The organism is Leucobacter aridicollis, assembly GCF_013409595.1.
Classification (GTDB): domain Bacteria; phylum Actinomycetota; class Actinomycetes; order Actinomycetales; family Microbacteriaceae; genus Leucobacter; species Leucobacter aridicollis.
Window position 1 is genome coordinate 2,727,816 of sequence record NZ_JACCBD010000001.1, and the last position, 18,373, is coordinate 2,746,188.

At 68.1% G+C, this 18,373-nt stretch carries 14 protein-coding genes; 3 read left to right on the forward strand and 11 right to left on the reverse strand.

Translation table 11 applies throughout. The annotated features are described in order from the left end of the window. Nucleotides 1-259: 259 nt before the first annotated feature. The 3 genes from BJ960_RS12695 to BJ960_RS12705 all read right to left on the reverse strand — a co-directional run bounded on the left by BJ960_RS12695 (nucleotide 260) and on the right by BJ960_RS12705 (nucleotide 7,036). Nucleotides 260-3,919 (reverse strand): AAA family ATPase, encoded by a 3,660-nt coding sequence (locus tag BJ960_RS12695; RefSeq protein WP_237463527.1) that lies wholly within the window; start codon nucleotides 3,917-3,919, stop codon nucleotides 260-262. A gap of 232 nt (nucleotides 3,920-4,151) precedes the next feature. Next, entirely contained in the window at nucleotides 4,152-5,501 is a 1,350-nt protein-coding gene (locus BJ960_RS12700; protein WP_121077985.1) for a uracil-xanthine permease family protein, read from the reverse strand. Between the two features lie 113 nt (nucleotides 5,502-5,614). After that, entirely contained in the window at nucleotides 5,615-7,036 is a 1,422-nt protein-coding gene (locus tag BJ960_RS12705; protein ID WP_185987553.1) for an NAD(P)/FAD-dependent oxidoreductase, read from the reverse strand. A 130-nt stretch (nucleotides 7,037-7,166) separates the two neighbouring features. Between BJ960_RS12705 and BJ960_RS12710 the strand changes: the two genes are divergently transcribed. Next, nucleotides 7,167-7,820, forward strand: coding sequence for a helix-turn-helix domain-containing protein (locus BJ960_RS12710; RefSeq protein ID WP_185987554.1), 654 nt, complete (start codon nucleotides 7,167-7,169; stop codon nucleotides 7,818-7,820). Between the two features lie 30 nt (nucleotides 7,821-7,850). Here BJ960_RS12710 and BJ960_RS12715 read toward each other — a convergent pair whose 3' ends face one another. The 3 genes from BJ960_RS12715 to BJ960_RS12725 all read right to left on the reverse strand — a co-directional run bounded on the left by BJ960_RS12715 (nucleotide 7,851) and on the right by BJ960_RS12725 (nucleotide 10,960). Further along, nucleotides 7,851-9,095 (reverse strand): globin domain-containing protein, encoded by a 1,245-nt coding sequence (locus BJ960_RS12715; RefSeq protein WP_307814572.1) that lies wholly within the window; start codon nucleotides 9,093-9,095, stop codon nucleotides 7,851-7,853. 75 nt (nucleotides 9,096-9,170) lie between these two features. Then, complete coding sequence (locus BJ960_RS12720) at nucleotides 9,171-9,383, reverse strand: HPP family protein (protein ID WP_119284913.1); 213 nt, start codon at nucleotides 9,381-9,383, stop codon at nucleotides 9,171-9,173. Next, on the reverse strand, nucleotides 9,380-10,960 hold the full coding sequence (locus BJ960_RS12725) for an EamA family transporter (RefSeq protein ID WP_202229119.1): 1,581 nt from the start codon (nucleotides 10,958-10,960) through the stop codon (nucleotides 9,380-9,382). Before BJ960_RS12725 ends, BJ960_RS12720 begins: the two co-directional genes overlap by 4 nt. Before the next feature lie 42 nt (nucleotides 10,961-11,002). Here BJ960_RS12725 and BJ960_RS12730 point away from each other — a divergent pair, with 42 nt between their 5' ends. Then, entirely contained in the window at nucleotides 11,003-11,542 is a 540-nt protein-coding gene (locus BJ960_RS12730; RefSeq protein WP_185987555.1) for a hypothetical protein, read from the forward strand. Nucleotides 11,543-11,659: 117 nt separating this feature from the next. Here the strand turns inward: BJ960_RS12730 and BJ960_RS12735 are convergent, their stop codons facing one another. The 5 genes from BJ960_RS12735 to BJ960_RS12755 form a co-directional block, all read right to left on the reverse strand. After that, the gene (locus BJ960_RS12735; RefSeq protein ID WP_342354340.1) at nucleotides 11,660-12,163 is read right to left on the reverse strand and encodes a DUF4259 domain-containing protein; all 504 of its coding nucleotides are present in this window, start codon (nucleotides 12,161-12,163) and stop codon (nucleotides 11,660-11,662) included. 97 nt (nucleotides 12,164-12,260) lie between these two features. After that, nucleotides 12,261-13,331 (reverse strand): asparaginase, encoded by a 1,071-nt coding sequence (locus BJ960_RS12740; protein WP_185987557.1) that lies wholly within the window; start codon nucleotides 13,329-13,331, stop codon nucleotides 12,261-12,263. After that, nucleotides 13,331-14,698, reverse strand: coding sequence for an MmgE/PrpD family protein (locus tag BJ960_RS12745; protein WP_185987558.1), 1,368 nt, complete (start codon nucleotides 14,696-14,698; stop codon nucleotides 13,331-13,333). Before BJ960_RS12745 ends, BJ960_RS12740 begins: the two co-directional genes overlap by 1 nt. Continuing rightward, on the reverse strand, nucleotides 14,695-15,897 hold the full coding sequence (locus BJ960_RS12750) for a M20 metallopeptidase family protein (RefSeq protein ID WP_185987559.1): 1,203 nt from the start codon (nucleotides 15,895-15,897) through the stop codon (nucleotides 14,695-14,697). The genes BJ960_RS12745 and BJ960_RS12750 overlap by 4 nt, the downstream gene beginning before the upstream one ends. Next, a complete protein-coding gene (locus BJ960_RS12755; protein WP_185987560.1) occupies nucleotides 15,894-17,183 on the reverse strand; it encodes an MFS transporter in 1,290 nt (429 codons plus the stop codon). The genes BJ960_RS12750 and BJ960_RS12755 overlap by 4 nt, the downstream gene beginning before the upstream one ends. Nucleotides 17,184-17,296: 113 nt before the next feature. On the opposite strand from BJ960_RS12755, the gene BJ960_RS12760 reads away from it, so the two are divergent. Continuing rightward, on the forward strand, nucleotides 17,297-18,322 hold the full coding sequence (locus tag BJ960_RS12760; protein ID WP_185987561.1) for an Lrp/AsnC family transcriptional regulator: 1,026 nt from the start codon (nucleotides 17,297-17,299) through the stop codon (nucleotides 18,320-18,322). Nucleotides 18,323-18,373: the final 51 nt, after the last annotated feature.

Here is an 18,373-nt window from a genome sequence, read left to right on the forward strand (position 1 = left end):
CCAGTGAGGCGGCTTGTCCGCCTGCAACCGCTGGTCGTTCTCTCCGGCAGTCGCTGCGCGTCGCGCCGTCGCGCCGCCCCACCCCTCAGGCTTGTCTTCGGCCGCCCGAGACGTCAGCGCGTGATCAGATGGCCGCGGGTCGACGCCGTCCGGCGCCGGCCGCTGCGCGCGCCGAGCGCCCCGCACTCTCCGTGCGGGTTGCTGGGCGGCGTCTCGACTCGCGTCTCCAGCCGCTGCGTCGTTCACAACTGGCCCCCGCCTACTTCGCAGTGATCGCCGCAGCGCCCTCGGTGACCCCGAGCACGCGCGCGATCCGCGCTGCCGCTCCCTCGGGATCGGCGAAGAGATCAAAGCTCTGCACCCGGTGGTAGTGCCAGCCAAGCCGACGAAGCACCGCGGGCCGGAGTCGCAGCGCCTCCCGGAGGCTCACGCCGCCGTCGCTCGCTGTTCCGAGGTCGATGTCAATCGCGATCGCGCGATCCCCAAACGACGCGGCAATGGGGATCTCTCCGCGATAGTCGAGCACGACCGTGATCCCGTGGCCCTCGAGTCGGTCTGCGAACTCTCGAATGAGCGGGTCCGTCTCGGCTGGCAGCGACGCCGGCTCGGGCTCAGGATGCTCGAACGCGAGCAGCTCGGCGAGCTCGACGACTCCGTGCTTCAGACGGGACGAATCAAGGTCCTCCGGTTTGAAGCACGACACGATCGTCATCGCACGACGGGCACGGGTCATCGCGACGGCGAGCAGGTGCTCGCCCCCTGGGCGCCCGAGCGCACCGAAGTTTGACAGCACGCGACCGTGCGGCGTCCGACCGTACCCGATCGAGAAGATCACGCGGTCCCGGCTCTGCGCGGTTGCCTGCTCGAGCGTGAGCACGGCGAACGGCTCAGCGCGGTCCCCCAGGAGGAAGTCGCGGTATTGCGGGAACTTCGAGAATGCCTGCAACACCTCGCGGTACACCCGCACCGCGTGCTTCTCGCTGGCGGTGATCACCATGAGCGATTCGTTCGGGCGCTCATCGGCGTGCTGCAACACCATCTGCACGACTCGGTCAACCTCAGCCTCGGTGCTCTCGACGGCGCCGGTCTGCTGGTCAGGCAGCCCCTGCCCAGCCGGCACGAAGTCGTAGGTGAGACTTGAGTGGCCGAGGAAGCTGCCGGCCCACGGCAGCGAGTTAATCTCGCCGTCGTAGAAGCGGTCGTTGACGAGGTTCGTGAGATCCTCACCTCCCGCACGGTAGCTGCGCGTGAGCTTCAGCGTGGGAAGCACCTGGGCGAGCTCGTCGAGTGCCGAACGCAGCTCGACCCCGCCCTCGCCGGGATCGGTCTCAGGGCTGTGCACGCCGATTTCGAACGTGCTGGGGCTCTGCGTCGTGCTGTCGCCGAACACGACCACCTGGTCTGCGCGGCGAATCGCGCCGAGGTTCTCGGCGAGCGTGGTCGCGCCAGCGTCGACAAGCAGTACGGTGTCGAAACGTGCCGTCTCCGGGAGCTGCGAGACCTCGTACGGCGACATCGCGAGCACAGGGGCGAGCGTCGAGAACAGCACGGGCGAGTCCTGTGCGAGTGCGGCAATCGTTGCGTAGCCGCTGCGCAGCAGCCCGCGCAGCGCGAGCGCCTCCTGCTTGTTGTCGAGCACCGCGACGCGCCACGAGTCCGCCAGCTTCGACGCGAGCAACGCGCCGTTCGCGCCGGCGTGCGCATCGTCAACGAGACGGAAGTCAGCCTCGAGCCGCTCGATCACTCCGGTGTTCGCACTCAACAGCGCCGGGTTCGTCTGCAGCATCCGCTCGAGCACCGACTGCCACCAGGCGAGCTCAAGCTCTGCCCCGACCTCTTCGGCCGGCACGTGCCTGGCCGACAGGTCGTCGAGGAGCGGGCCGAGCCGAGCGCTCCGAAGCCGCTCAACGATCGTCGTGCGCTCCTGAATGTTCTGCAGCACCTCGGACTCTTTCGCAAGCTCCGAAATCCGCGCTGCGAGCTCGTGCAAGCCGAGGTTCTTCAGCCGGTCGGGCTCGACGGTCGTGCCGAGGACCGCGTCGAGCTTGTCGAGATCCTGATAGGCCGCTTGGAACGCCACCACGACGTCAGCGATCCCGAGAGGCACCTCCGGTCGCGTACCGACGACGGTCGTGTAGCGCTGCCAGAGCACACGCTGCTGCTGGATCTGCACGAGCCGCGCGTACATGTCGGTGATACTCACGCCGGGCCGGACATACTCCTGTGCAAGCTTCTTCAGGCGTCGCTTGTTTGAAGCCGACATGTCTTCGTCGCTGCCGCGAGGGGCATGCGCCGCGATGACCTCAGCGAGCGACCGGTCGTACACCTCCGGGGTGAACCGATCGAGGGTGTCGCGAATGCCCATGAGCAGCCGCAGGTACACGCCGAGCTCGGAGATTGACTCGAACGGCCGCATCGACGTCTGTTCGACGACCTCGTTCGCCATCGAGATGAGGCGCGGCAGCTGCGATTCAGCGAGATCAACTGCGATGCCGTAGGCGGCGCGGGCCTCTTCGGTCGTCGAGAAGTCGACGCCGTACCACGGCGAATCCTCCGGACCGTACTGGAACTGACCGAGGCGGGCAACCTCGGTGAGGTCGTCCGCGACGGACGATCGATCGATCGTGAGCTGCCCCAGCGCCTGATCATCGAGCCGCACCGTCGTCGACGGCGGGTTCTCGCCGAGCGAGAGCTTCGTGAGCTGACGGAGCGCATCCAGCGGCGTCACGGAGTACCGCTCGTCGGGCGTTGAGAGCGCGTCACGGTAGTCGAGCAACACGCCCCGGAGACGCACGAGCGCCTCATCCACATCGCGCATCTGCTCGGACGCTGCGTTCTCGTTCCGGCTAATCGACTCGACGAGGTTGCGGCGGAGCCTCCGCGGGGTCACGGCGAGACCCGGCAGCCCGGCGCGCGTGAGCCGGTGCGTGATCCCGTCGATCGTGGAGCGGCGAGGGGTGACGACGAGCACGTGCTTGCCGTCGCGCACGAGGTTCCCGATCGCGTTCACCACGGTCTGGGTGCCGCCCGTGCCGGGCAGCTGCCGCACGACGATCGACTGTCCCGCATCGATCTGCGCGAGGACGTCGTCCTGCTCAGGATCGGAGTCGTACAGGCACCTATCAGTCTCAGGGGCCATGTGATCGGGCGAGACCGGGTTCACCGGGTGATAGTTATCGGCGAGGGTCTGCTTGGCGGGCTCGCTGCCACAGATCGCCTGCAAGATGGGGGTGTCGAGCCCGACCGCGTCAGCGGCCATGCCCTGCGACACGTTGTGGAAGGAGGACACGACGAGCCTCGGCTGCACGAGGAACTCTGGGACGCCGGCCACCATCTGTCGGAGCCTGTCGATGACGGGCTGCGGCTTGAACACGCCTTCGGACTGCGACAGCTCAATCAGCGAGCGCGCGTCGATCGTGATGCCAAACTGGTCGCGGAGCGCCCGGATCAGCTCGGAGTTCACCACCGGGAAGTTCTTCAGCTTGAGCTCGAAGTCGCGGCCGTAGCGGCGGATGGCGAGCGGTCGGAGCAGCACCGGCGCCGAGAATTCGTCACCCTCAAATGTCCACTTCGCGAGGCCCACCGCGAGGTTCACCGTCTCGAGGCCGCGCATGGTGCGCATCTCCACGGCCTTGTCGGTGACACGCGCAGCCGCGGCGCGGGCATGGCGCAGGGCGAGGTCGTCGCGGATCAGCGCCGAGAGCAGAATCTTGTTGCCCGAAATGAACTGCGGCAGCCCGCCGGGGTGCGTCGAGGAGAGCTCGATGCGGTTCGCCGGGTGATCGTCAAAATGCAGCAGCGGGTTGCGCCCGCCAACCGCGGCGAGTTCGCGAAGCCACGCGGCGTGCTCCTCGGAGAACGCGTCGACGACGCCCAGCGGGCCGCCGAGATCCTGGCGGTCGGGGTCGTTGGCGGTCATGCTTGCGGGCGCGGCGTTCTGCACCGGCTCCGTCGCCTCAGCGACATCCGGTGCTTCCGCGGCGTTGCCCTTTGATTCGGGTCGCCTGAGTCGATCCACACTCCACACACCGCCACCCTAAGGCGTCCACCTTTGAAATCGCGGCATTATCGCGGTGTTTCTTCTCCCGGTCGGCCCTGTGACTTCGCCCGGCGCTCATGCGCCGGGCGAAGTCACAGTCGTTCGGCGCCGATCAGCGGATGATCGCGGTGTCGGTCGCGGTGCCCCGCGCCCGTGCAACGAGCCGCATCAGGTGGTACACGACGACCGCGGCGATCGTGCCGAGCGCGATGCCGTTGAACATGACGTCGCCGAGCTGCATGCTGAAGTCGGCGATGCCGACGATGAGCGCGATGGCGGCCGTGAACTGGTTGATGGGCTTCGAGAAGTCGACCTTGTTGTCGATCCAGATCTTCACGCCGATGAGGCCGATGAGACCGTAGAGCGCGACGGTCACGCCGCCGAGAACGCCCGCAGGAACGGAGAAGATGAGCGCACCGACCTTGGGCGAGAAGCTCAGCAGCATCGCGATGATGCCTGCAACCCAGTACGCGGCCGTCGAGTAGACGCGCGTCGCTGCCATCACGCCGATGTTCTCGCCGTAGGTGGTCGTCGCGGAGCCGCCGCCGAAGCCGGCGAGAATCGTGGAGAGCCCGTCGGCGAGCAGCGCGCGTCCGGTCACGGGGTCGAGGTCGCGGTTGATCATGAGGCCAACGCTCTTCACGTGGCCGACGTTCTCCGCGATGAGCACGAGGACGACGGGGAGGAAGGCGGGGAGCAGGCCCCACAGTGAAGGATCTGCGAACGGGTTCGCGGGGAGGTGGAACTCGGGAAGGCCGACCCACGCCGCTGACTTCACGGCCTCGAAGTCGACGATGCCCATGAGCGCGGCCGCGATGTAGCCGACGACCATGCCGAGCACGATCGAAAGCCGGCCGATCAGGCCGCGGAACAGCACGGTGATGAGCAGGATCGAGCCGATGGTGATGAGCGCGGCCGTCGAATGCAGGCCCTGGTTGACGTCGGGGTTCGCGGCGGGGTTGCCGAACCAGTTGTTCTTCACTGCGGGTGCGAGGTTGAAACCGATGAGCGCGACGACCGATCCCATCACGACCGGCGGCATGAGTGCGTTCACCCAGCCGATGCCGAAGCGCTGCACGATAACGCCGACGAGGGCAACGAGCACGCCCATTGCGATGATCGCGAACGACGCTCGCGCGAGGCCGGCGACGTCGCCGTACTCGTATCCCGCGGTCGCGACCGCGATCGGCGCGAGGAACGCGAATGAGGATCCGAGGTAGCTCGGCAGGCGGTTGCCCGTGAGCAGCAGGAACAGCATCGTGCCAAGGCCCGAGAAGAAGAGCGTTGCGGTGGGCGGGAAGCCGGTGATGAGCGGCACCAGGAAGGTCGCGCCGAACATCGCGACGACGTGCTGCGCACCGAAGCCGATGGTCCGGGCCCAGCCCAGCCGCTCCTCGGGCAGAACGATCGCGTCTTGCGCAACGGACTTACCGTCGCCGTGCAGCTTCCAGGGCAGCGCCATAGGTGGCTCCTTCGGGGCGATCGGTACTCGCGTGCCGTGCGTCCACCCCTTCAGGCGCTCGACCAAAACTCAAGCATACAGCGAACACTCAGGAATGCGCGCGGGCGGGCAGCCTACGAATCGAAGCCGAGCCCCAGCGCATCAAGGGTCTTCAGCAGCACATTCCGTTTGCCGCCGTTGTGGTCCGCCCGGTCGAGCGACCAGCGCGTGAGATTGATCCCGATCGATGCAGCGGGCTCGGGCGGGAACGGCAGCGGCACACTCTTCACCATCTCGAGCTCGGTCCGCTCGGTGGTACGCCCCTCGAGCCTGTCGACGATGACGTCCGCGGCAAAGTGCGTGGCGCCAACGCCGAGTCCGGTGAACCCAGCCACGTACTGGACCCGCCCGCCGTGGGCCTGCCCGAAGAACGCGCAGAACCGTGTCGAGGTGTCGATCACGCCCGCCCAGCGGTGCGTGAACTTCAGCCCGGCGAGCTGCGGGAACGTCGTGAAGAAGTGACTCGCGAGCCTACGGTGGCTCTCCATCCGATCCTCATACTCCCGCTTGATGCGCCCGCCGACATGGTAGACCGCGTCGTAGCCGCCCCAGAGAATCCGGTTGTCTGCCGTCAACCGCGAGTAGTGGAACTGATTCGCCATGTCGGCGAGCCCCTCGCGCCCGTCCCAGCCAATGGCGGCGAGCTGCGCGTCGCTCAGCGGCTCGGTCATGAGGACGTAGTCGTATACGGGAACTGTGTGGAACCGGTAGCGCTTCAGCAGCGACGGGAACACGTTCGTGCAGAGCGCGACTCGGCCGGCCGCGACCGTGCCCCGCTTCGTCTCGAGCTCGATCGGCTCGTCGTCGCGGCCGCTCAGCCTGTCCACGGGCGTTCCCTCGTAGATCTCCACGCCGATGCTCGTCGCGAACTTCGCGAGCTCCTGGGCGAGCTTCGCCGGATGCAGATTGGCATTCTCGTGCGGCGAGAACTCCCCCGCGAGAAACGTCGGCGAGTTGATGCGGGCGCGCACTTCCTGCGCGTTCAGCGTCACGACGTGCGGGTCCGGGCTCTCCCCGACCCAATCGACCTGGTACGGGTTGTTCGCGACGGAAAGCTGACCGGTGCGCTCCCAGTCGACCTCGAGCTTGTGCTCGGTGATGAAGCGCTCCATCGCGTCGAGGTTCTCGTATCCGAGCCGCCGCAGCGTCCCGGTCTCGTCCGGCCACCGGGACTCGGCGTTCGGCTCGCCGTGCGTGATGCTCGCCTCACAGAAGCCGCCGTTGCGCCCGGACGCTGCCCACCCGACGCTGACGGCCTCGAGCAGCACGACCCGGCGCTCCGGATGCTCCTGCTTGAGTTTGATCGCGGTCCACAGTCCGGCGTAGCCTCCGCCGACGACCGCGTCGTCCGCCGAAATATCGCCGGCGAGCCGCGGGTAGGTGACGGCGCGCTCCGCGACGTCGTCGATCCAGAACACCCCGAGGCGAGTCTCTGCGAGCGCCTCGTCAACGATCCGCGCCGCGGGGCGATGCGTCTCAAATACAGTCTGTTCCATGGTCGTTATCAGTCCTCGTCGTTGGGGGCGTACCGCGAGTGTAGCGCGGTCGAACGAGCCCTGAACAGGGGCGGCTCCGTGCGGCTGTCGTCACCGGCACTCCCCCACGTTGCCTTGCTAGGGTGGGGCCATGCCGCGCCGAGTCGAAGATTTCCGGGGGCTCACCCGGATCAGCCGCCTGCGGATCCTTCACGCCGTCCATCGGCTGCCCGGCAGACGACTCGCTGAGATCGCCGCCGAGGTGGATCTCCACGTCAACACGACCAGGGAACACCTCGCGGTTCTCGAGGCCGAGGGGCTCGTGCACAGTTTGCGGCTCGTCACCGGGGTGCGTGGCCGCCCGCCCGTGGTGTTTCATCCGGTCACCGATGCGCACGACAATGACGCAGCCCGCCAGCGCGCCGACGCCGCCACGGCGCGCGGGGACCTACTCCGGCGCCTGGCACCGGAACTCGACCGGAGCGCCGAGCTCGGAGCGGAGGCGATGGCGCAGCTCGACGCGCTGTACGAGCATCTCGAAGACATCGGCCTGGAGCCGCAGCCAGACGACTCGCAGCTCAGGATCGATGTCGCCCCCTGCCGTTACGCGTTCGCGATCACGACCGAGCGCGCGCTCGTCTGCTCCGTGCACATTCAGCTCCTCAAACAGCAGCTCCAGCAGCTGCCCGGGCCAGTCCGGTTGCGGAGCGTCACGCCGTTCGTGACGCCGACGCGCTGCGAGATTGCGCTTGCGGTGGATAGCGGTACTCAGCCAACGGCGCAGGGCGCGACGGTCACGGCGTAGCCGCCGCGCCGCCGCGCCCCGTCCGCGAAATCAGGAGGGGTTCTGCGCCCACATGTCCGGGCCAAACACCTCGTACTGGATGCGCGCAGCTGGCACGCCGCCCGCTAGCAACGTGCGCCGGGCCGCCTGCATGAACGGCAGCGGTCCGCACATGAAGACGCGTGCGCCCGCCGGAATGTCGGCCCCGGTCAGGTCCATGTAGCCGCTCCGCGCCGGCACGAGCGTCGGCGCAGTCTCGGCACCCTCCTCATACCAGTTCTGCGCGCGAGCGTCGCTCATCGCCAGCACCTGACGCCGCAGGCTTCCGTAGAGTGCGTGGGTCGCGTGGGAGCGGTCCGCGTGGAACAGCCGCACTTGGCGCTCGGGCTGCCGTCGCGATACGTCCTCGAGGATCGCCGCCACGGGCGTGATCCCGATTCCGGCGGATACCAGCACCAACGGTGAGTCCTCGGTGTCGAGCACGACGTCGCCTGCCGGCTGCGACACATCGAGCACAGCGCCAGGCAGCGCGTGCTCATGGAGCCACCCGGAGACCCTGCCGTCGGGCGCCCCGCCCTCACCGCGCACACGCTTGATCGTGACCCGCAGCGAATCCCCGCGCGGGCCGGACGAGATCGTGTACTGGCGCGGCTGGCGTTCGCCGTCGGGCAAATCGACCGCAATCGCAACGTACTGACCGGTGCGGTGCTCCGGCACCTCGCCCGTGACCGGGGCAAGCAGCAGGGAGAACACATCGTCGCTCTCCTCGAACCGCTCGACGACCCGATACTGGCGCCAGGGCGTCTCGGGATCTGTGCCCCCGAGGGCGTACAGCTTCGCTTCCTCCGCGATAAGCGCGGTCGCGAACAGCCAATACACCTCGTCCCATGCGGCGGCGATCTCCGGCGTCACCGCATCCCCGAGCACCGTACCGACAGCCGCGAGCAGGTGGTGCCCGACGATCGTGTACTCGCGAGCCTTGATCCCGAGCGAGACGTGCTTGTGGGCAATGCGTTGCATGACGGGGGTGAAGTCCGGCGCGTCAGGGTCGATCAACTGCACCGCAAATGCAACAACCGATGCGGCGAGCGCCTTTGGCTGCTCGCCGATCGCCTGATTCGCGGCGTTGAATACGTTCTTGAGTTCGGGATGCGCCGCAAACATCGCCGGATAGAACGTGCGGGTGATTTCATCCGCATGCGCGGCGACGACCGCTGCCGTCGCCGCGACCGTAGCCTCAGAACTGGGGGACAATTTCATCGACATCTCTGCCTCCTGGTTGGGTGGAACGTCCACTCACCAGATCCTCCCGCCGCGCGCGGATTCTCGCCTCCGGTTTCGCCGTGATTATTCACGGCACGGCGAGACGGCCTAGTTTGCCGGGGGTTTCATGATTGCGCCGGTCGCCAGCCCGACAGCGAGACCCGCAGGCAGCCAGAGCCAGAACTGGGTAAAGAATCCGAGCACGAGCCCCATGACCGCTCCGACGGCGAGGCCGAGAAAGATCTGCTTGCGACGCTGCTCTGGCGTCGGTTCTTCCCCTTTGCCCTTTGGCCGGTTCCCTGGTCGCGATGACTTACTCATGCGCCCAGCCTACGCGCGGTCGCGCGGTCCAGCCTGTCCATCTCCTGCAACTGCGCGACGACGTCGGCCGACGCGCCACGGGAGATGGCGACCTCAACGAGGGCGCCCATCGCTCGCGCGATCTTCGCGGTGCTCAGCGACGGCGCCGCGCCTGCTGCCTCGAGCACCTGCCCGACGGCGTCGAGCCAGCGCTCCTCGGCGCCGGGGAGCAGCTCGGCCTCCCACTCGCGCCAGGCGCGCTCCACCCGCTCCTCCCCCTGGAGTTCCGTCGCTCGCACCCTGTCGTCGGCAAGCTCGACGACCTCCACGCCTGCGGCGTCGGTGAGTCGGATCGTGCGCCGTTCGGTCCGCAGCTCCGCGATCGGGCGGACCCGCTCGGCGGCCTCGCCGATGCGGTCGACGAGTTCGGCCGTGAGCCCAGCCGGCATCGCGTCGGCGAGCGGCCAGTGCAGCTCGCGTGTCCCGCCAGGAGTCTTCGCTTTGAGGTGCCACCCCTCGTCGCCACCGCCCTCGCGCACCCGCATCGCGAGCCCCTGCGCGGCGAGCGCACCGTCTTCGGTATCGAAGTAGCGTGCGTGTAGCTGGTGCACTTCGGCGGCGCCCAGGCCAAGCCCCACGGCCGCAAACGCGGCCGCTCCCGGCACCTCCGTCGCCGCGGGCACCTCGTACTTCCGCTCGATTTCCAGCGACTCGGTCGCGGCGAGCGCGGCAGGCTCCTCCTCGGGTGCCCGCCGCTGGCCGGCGGACCAGACGATGCCGGCGCCCGCCAGCACCACGAGCAGGATGCCCGCGAACGCGGCCGGAGTGAGCACGTCTCCAAGGAAGAGCACACCCACGAGGGTGCCTATCACCGGGTCGAACGCAAAGAACACGCCGAGAATGCGCGCCGAGGTGAGGCGCCCGGCGATCGTGTCGACCGAGAACGCGAGCGCCGTGCCGACAAGCGCCGACAGCGCAAGCAGCCCCCACTGCGCAGGCTGCACCAGGGTCACAACGGGCATGGAGAACGGCAGGGTCAGGATCGCCGCGACAGAAATCGACAGCGCGACCGACTGCAGTCCACCGTCTGATTTCCCGACGCGCGGCGCGAGCAGCGTGTAGCCGGCGAAGCTGACGCCCGCGAGCGCGCCCCACAGCAGGCCGACGGTGTCGAACGGGCCGCCGAACCCGGCGAGGAGCACGACGCCGGCAAACGCAGCGATGGCGAGCAGCCCCTCGCGAAGCCGTCGGGAGGCAAGGAACGCGACCATGCACGGCCCGAGGAAGTCAAGCGTCGTCGCGACGCCGAGGGGAATCCGCTCGATGGCCTGGTACAGGAACATGTTCATCGCTGCCATCGCGACGCCGTACAGCACGATCCCGAGCCACTCCTCGCGCGTCCGGCCCCGCAGCCTCGGCCGGAAGATGACGAGCATGATCGCGGCCGCAAGCAGCATCCGCAGGCCGCTCGTGCCTGCGGCTCCGAGGTCGGCAAACAGGGACAGCGAAATTGCGGCGCCAATCTGCATGCCGATCGATCCCGTGAGAACGAGGAACATGGCACGAATCGTCGCTGACCTGTTGGGCTGTGTGTGCATCCTCCCAAGCCTAAACCCAGCGGGGTGCCTACACTTAGCTTCGTGAGTGAGCTCGTCGAAACCGTGTCGGAAGCCGTCCGCGAGGCGGAGGCGAAACTCCGCGAGTCCGGGGTCGCGCCCGAGGCCCTCGCCGCGTTTGTTCCTGAGCGACGAAAGCTGCTCATCAGGCGGAAGCCAACGATGCAGCCGCTCGGCCATGTGTGGCGGCTCGGCACGCTCATGATCGGCGCCGACGCCGGCAGCCCACCTGCGCTATACGTCGTGGGAAAGGCGACACGGTCGGCCGCGCGACTTCACCCTGGCAACCAGTCGGTGTCGCGGGAGGAACGCCGAGACGTCGCGGCCGCGGCGCTGCACGGTGGCTACGCGGAGGGCACGCCCGTGAACTACGACGCGGTGCAGATCGCGCTCGACGAGGCGACGCTCACGTCGCTCGCCCCCGAGCTGCCGCTCGGGCTCGTCGACGGTGAGATTCGAGTCCGGTGGCGGGCAGGCGCCCCACTCGACGGCGCCCAGACGCTCAGGGCATACCTGCGGGAGCGATCGGAGCTGCTGGCGCACCCGCCGCAGGGCGCGAGCTAGGCGCGGCGCGCTCGGCCGATAACCCTTGGATCGGCACGTCGTCTGCCGGATCCGGCCCCGTCCGGCATACATACCGCCGATCGCATATGGGCCGAGCGTCACTCCGACCGGAGCCAGCTATTCCTCTTCGTCGTCACCGTCTTCTTCATCGTCGTCAGACTCGCTGTCTTCGTCCCCGGACTCGTCGTCTTGGTCGTCGTCGTCTTCGTCTTCGTCTTCAGGGTCGTCCTCCCCCGCAAGCCTGGCCTCGAGCTCGGCAAGCTCGGCGCGGACCGCCTCGAGCACGTCGGGCTCGTCTTCCCACAGCTCAAGGAACTCCGATTCGGGGTCGGCCATCTCGGAGAGCAGCTCGATGGCGCGCTCGAGGTGGTCGTCAAGCCGCTCGAGGTCTCCCGGCCACACGGTGCTGTGCCCGAGCACGGCAAGCAGGTAGCCCGCGGCGCGGATGCGATCGTAGTCATCGTCATACTTCAACGCCTCGTCGATGTGGCCGTCGATGTCAATTCCCTGAAACACTTCAGCAAACCAATCGGCCGCTCCGTCGTTGTCCCATGGCTGGTTTCCCCAGGCTCCCATGCGATTCCGCCCTCCTGTGCCCAGACTCTCCGGGTGTCGCACCATTGTCGCGCACCGGGCCCGGCCGCCGCGACCTCCCGACGGTGAATTTCCCGCAAAACTTGCGTCTGCCGGGCGCCGCGATCCTGATCGCTGGAGGCGCCTACCCCTGACTGCCCGGGACGCCGGGCATCGCGAGCCGGCTCATCGTCTGCGCGACCTGCGCCGATGATTGCCCGCCAAGGAGCGCAAGAATCAGCAGCAGGCGCGCCTTCGTCGGGGCGAGGTCGCCGACGACGATCTCCCAGCCCAGCTTCGCGACCGCGCTCCCAGCGCCCGAGCGGGACACGCACACCACCGGCAGCCCATTCTCGGCCGCTCGGCCCGCCGCCGCGGCGAGATCTTGCGAGATCGCGCCAAGCCCCATGCCCGCGATAACGAGCCCGCGCACTCCGGCGGCGACGTACGCGTCGACCGCTTCGCCACCGCCGCCCGGATAGGAGACGAGAATCTCGACCCTGGGCAGCTCCGCCGCCGTGGCGCATCCTGCGAGGTTGACGAGGGGCTCGGCCGGATCGCCTGGCGGACGGACCACGTGACGGTGCAGCACGACGGAGCCACCAAACAGGTAGCCGATGGGACCCGAAGCGGGGCTCTCAAACGGATCGGGAAGGGTGGAATGGCGTTTCACCACATCCCGCGCGGCGTGCAGCAGGTCTCCGAACACCACGACAACGCCCTGACCCGCCGTCACTCCACTCGCCGCGACCCTGATCGCCGCCAACAGATTGGCGGGACCGTCAGCACCGTGCACGAGGCGCGTTGGCGGTGACGGTCGTTCGGGGTCGCGCACGGCAAACGGCCGCATGGACCCCGTGACGATGACCGGGCGGTTTGCGGGGACGGTGAGGTCGAGCCAGTAGGCGATCTCCTCGAGTGCATCGCTGCCGCTCGTCACCACGACTGCGTCAGCGGTCGAGAGAGCGTCGTTGACGGCCTCCGACACCCTGACGAGGTCTGCGATGCTGAGCGTGCTTGACCCACTCGCGAGCACCTGTTCACCGTCGAGCTCGGCGACGCTCAGCAGCTCTGGCCGGAGATACTCGAGCAGCTCGTCGACGTGAAACCCTGGGGCTCCGTAGGTGAGGAGATCGTCCGGGGCGAGCGTCGAACTCGCGATGGTCCCGCCTAGGCCGACGACGGCAACGTGCGGCAAGGGTGGGTCCTGCGTCATCAGCCTGCTCCATTCCTCGGGTCGGATGCCGCCCGCAGCAACCGTTCAATTGCATCGATGTTAGGCGACTCGGCGAGCCGCAGGACCGCGTCGTAGTGCGAGTCCGCAAGGTTCGACAGCGACGTGAACTTGCGGCGCTTCTCCCATGGCGCGAACGGCTCGCTCACCGCCCCGCGGGCGACCTCGCGCTGCCGGTCGAGCCTCCGGCCGTCTGTGAGGGTGAGTTCGACCCGGTGCGGGGTGCGGCCTTGGTCAAGCATGATCCGCTCAGCCTCCTCGGACCAGGTCCGAACCGAGATCCTGTCGAAGAGTGGATGGCTGCGCCGCTCGCGCACCCTCGCGGGTTCGAAGTCCGACATCGAGACCGTCCCACCCTCGAGCGCCGCCGTGAGGGCGTACTGCATCGAGAACCTCGCCTGGGTCGGATTCTCGGGGTGGGTGTACGGCAGGTTCGCGGCGTTCGGACGGAGCACTGTCACCACGATCTCTGCGACGTCGGCTGCGGCGAAGCTGTGCTCGCGGAGCAGATCGACTACCGCGTCGATCGCGAGGTGGGTCGATCCGCAGCACGGGTACAGCTTCGGGAACAGGCCGGGCTGTTCGATCGCGTGCACGGCGGAGGTGTCGATCGGTTCCGCCGGCCAGTCTGCACTCGGAGCGCCGTAGAGCGCCGCGAAGCCGCGCTCCCCCTCGAGGATGTCCGCACGCCCGGTAACCCCGGCCTCAGCGAACAGGGCCGCCTCGACTGAGCTGCGCGCTGCGAACCCGGCGTGAACGGGCTTCACTGGGGTGCCGAACTGCCGTTTCAGGCCGCTCGCGCTGCTCACGGCGACGCTCATTGCTGCGGTGGTTCGGCCGGCGTCGAGCCCGAGCAGGTGCGCCACCGCCGCCGCGCCCCCGATCGGTCCGATCGTTGAGGTCGCGTGCCATCCTGCCGTGTAGTGCTTCGCGGCAACCTCGCGCCCGATCTCACGCTGCACCTGAAGGCCGACAAGATAGGCGTCGAGCAGCGCCGGGCCGTCCGCGTCCGCCAGGCGCGCGGTGGCGAGCAGGGCGGGCACGAGCACGGCACTGGCGTGCGTCGCTGCTCCGATGAAGTTGTCGTCGAGGTCCAGCGCGTGTGCGGCGGTGCCGTTGACGAGGGCCGCCGAGCCCGGGGCGCGCATCCCGCCATCGACGCATATCGCGGACTCCCGCGGGTCTGCCTGCGCCGCGACCGCGAGCGCGCCGAGTGTCGACACATCCGAGGCGCCGGCGATCATGCATGCGAGCGTGTCGGCGAAGGCGTCAGCCGCCGCCGCGCGACGCGGCGCGCTGACTGGCGCACCAGACGTGATCCAGTCGGCGATGCGTTCCAGCGCTGTCACGCGTCTACCCTCGTCCGATCACCGAGCGCGCGCCATCCCCTGGCAAGCCAGCCCTCCGCTAGCGCCGCGAGCGCGACCGCCTGATCGTCGAGGACCGCGTCGTCGAACACGACCCGAGGCGAGTGGTTCGGCGCCGCTGTGCTCGGCTCGACCCCGTCGGGAGACGCGCCGAGCATGAAGATCGTGCTGGGTACGCGCTCCGCCACGTACGCGAAGTCTTCCGACCCCATAATCGGCTGCGGGAGCTCGGCGACCCGCTCGGCACCAAGGAGCTCTGCGAGTTCGGCGACGGCCCACTCGGTCGCGGCCCCGTCGTTAACGGTGACCGGGTAGTCGATATTCAGGGACACCTCGGCGGTCATCCCATGTGCGCGAGCCAGTCCCTCAAGTTCTTCGACGAGATCGGATCCTACCCGCGCAAGCGTCGCCGCCGAGAAGTTACGGACCGTCGCCGCCAGCTCGACGCTCTCCGGAATCACATTGATCGCGTCGCCCGCCCGGATCACTGTTGGCGTGATGATCGCGGGGTCGAAGGGGTCGAGCCGTCGCGCCGTGAATGACTGCATCACGCCGACGGCCTCTGCGGCAACCGGAATCGGGTTTCGGGCGGTGTGCGGCTGGGAGCCATGTCCGCCCTGGCCGACGATCCTCACCCGGAGTTCGTTGCTGCCCGCGAGCGTGGGGCCAGAGCGCGTGAGGAACGTTCCACGCACCCCCGGGCTCACGTGCACAGCGAACGCCGCCCCCACCCTGGGACCGGCCGCGTCGAGGACACCCTCGGCGAGCATGATCCGCGCGCCGCCAAGCCGTTCCTCGCCAGGCTGAAACATGAACACGACATCTCCCTCGAGGTCGTCACGGCGCGCAGCGAGCATTCGTGCGGCCCCTACGAGGCCCGCCATGTGCAGGTCGTGGCCGCACGCGTGCATCGCGCCAGGGCGTTCTGAAGCGTACTCAAGCCCGGCTGGTTCGGCGACGGGGAGAGCGTCCATGTCGGCCCGAAGCAGGACGGCGCGCCCCGTCGGGTTGCCGCGAAGCACTCCGACGATGGAGCTCAGCTGCTCAGAAAAGCTGAGCTCGATGTCGAGCGGTGCGAGTTCGCGCTCGATGCGCTCGCGGGTGTCGGGCAGATGCAGCCCGACTTCCGGGTGCCTGTGCAGCTCTCTTCTGAGTTGCTGCAGGGGTGTGGGGAGTGTCACTGCTGCGCCTCCTGGGCCACGAGCTTCGTACGCTGGGCGAATGCGTCGACGGACTGGGGCGCGATGATCGCCATCACGATGGCGAGCACCGCTCCGACACCCAGGAAGAGGAAGGCCGAGGTGTAGCCGTAGCTGTCGAGCAGGATCCCCATGGCGAGCGGCGCGACGATGCCCGCGAGCTGGCCGCCGAAGTTCACGATGGAGAACGCGCTTCCCGAGAGCTGCGTCGACAGTGCCTTCAGCGGCACGGACACGACCGGGACGTTGCAGAGCCCGCAGCCGAAGATCGCGATGCACTCGAAGATGATGAACATCGTCAGCGACTCCGAGGTGGCCATGAGGATGATCGCGACGAGGCTCACGGCCATTGCCGGGGCGACGATCTTCGCGCTCGCGCCGCCGAGCCTGTCGGTGAGGCGGCCGCCAACGTAGATGCCGACCGCGATGCAGAGCGCGGGCAGCGCGAGGAGCAGGCTTGAGCTGCCCACGTCAATGCCACGGACCTGCTGCAGGTACGACGGCATCCAGGTCACGACGCCCCAGGTGATGAGGTTGCTGCTGAAGAACATCGCGGCGAAGATCATCATGGTCGGGTTGCGAACGAGGGCACGGACCTGGCGCCACTGCTCTGCGCGGGCCGCCGCGCTCTCCGCGGACGGCTTGGGCACCTCCACCCTCAGTTTGGGGAGCAGGAAGAGCAGGAAGAAGCTGAGCACCCCGAGTCCCGCCATCGCGATAAACGTGCCCCGCCACCCGAGCAGCACAACGACGGGCGGAATCACGAGGTAGCCGACGAGCGACCCGATGCCGTTCGAGGCCGAGACGATCCCCTGCGCCGTCATCCGCTGATTCGGCGTCGTACGCTCTGCGAGGATCTTCGCCGCGGCGCTCGGGAACGGGGCCTGCGCGGCACCGAACAGCACGCGAATGGTGAACAGCACGCCGAAGCTGCTGACGAGGCCCGACAGCGCGGTGAACGCCGACCACGTGAGCATTGCGACGCCAGCGATCGGGCGGCCGCCGAACCGATCCGTGAGCATCCCTCCCGGGACCTGTGCGAAGGCGTAGGCGAAAAAGAACCCGGAGGCGAGCAGGCCGAGCTGGGTGTTATTGAGTTCGAGGTCTGCGCCGATGAGGGGCAGCACGATCGTGATCACGAGACGGTCGATGTAGTCCACGATCCACGCGGCGAACAGGATCGCGACGGTGAACTTCACGGAACGCGGCAGCGGCGCACGCTTCTCCTTGACCACCGCGTCGGTGCGTTGGGCTGTGTCCTCTGACATGTTTTCTCCTTCGAAAATGTTGCGTTGCCGCACGAGGGTGTTGAGCAGAACACAGCATAGAAACCGTCCGAGAGCATGGAGCGCTTCGCAAGATTTATGCATATTATGGTCCAATGTCGCCAGAAAACTCCCTAGACAACCTGGATCTGCGACTTATCCACGCCGTCAAGCTTGCGCCGCGCGCCGCATGGAGCGCACTCGCCCCCGTCATCGGCGTCGACGCCGCAACGCTCGCGAGGCGCTGGGCGAAGCTCACCGAGCGCGGGCAGGTCTACGTGACCGGCTACGGCACTCTCGGGACACCCTTCACCGTGGCCGTCGCCGAGGTGCAGTGCAAACCGGGGCGCGCGCACGAGGTCGCACGACAGCTCGCACTGGATAGCGAGGCCCTGACGATCAACCTCACCGCCGGCGCCCGCGACATCCTCGTCACCGTAGCGGTCCCCGATCTGGAAGCGCTCTCGACCTACGTATTGCGCGACATGGGTGGGCTCGGAGACGCGACGTCGGTTCGCACTACCGTCGTGACGTCAATGATGACCGATGCACGGCCCTGGACCCCACGTGCCCTCTCCCCCGGCGAGCAGGCCAAAGTTGCTGCGCTCCAGCCGGCCGGGCCTGCAAACGCGCGGCGCCAACCGATCGACGTCGAACGTGCCGTCATCGCGGAACTCAACCACGACGGCCGGGCCGCAGTCGCCTCGATCGCGCGGCGCACCGGGCTCACCCAGAAGCGAGTGCACGACGCGATCGCAGGGCTGCAGAGCGCCGGCCTGCTGTCGGTGAGGGTCGACGTCGCGCGCACCCTGACAGCGTGGCCGCACTACGTCTGGTACTCGTTCCGTGTCCCGGCAGAGCGGGCGACCGCGATTGCAGAAGCGCTCACCAAGGTCGAGGAGGTGAGATCCGTACTGCTCACGCTCGGCGAGAGCAACATCATGATCTCGGCATGGCTGCGCACCCTCGCAGACTCCCAGCGCTTCGAGGTGATGGTATCGACCCGCATCCCGGATCTCGTGGTGCTCGACCGCTCACTCGTCATCGGGTCCGTGAAGCACTACGGGCACATCCTCACGGGCGCGGGCTTCGCGACGGGACAGACGATCCCCCACCGCCTCCCGGAGCCACTGGCGGGCTGAGACCGACCAAAGGGGACGGGGCGGGGTTGAGCGGGGCCCGGGCGCCGGGCC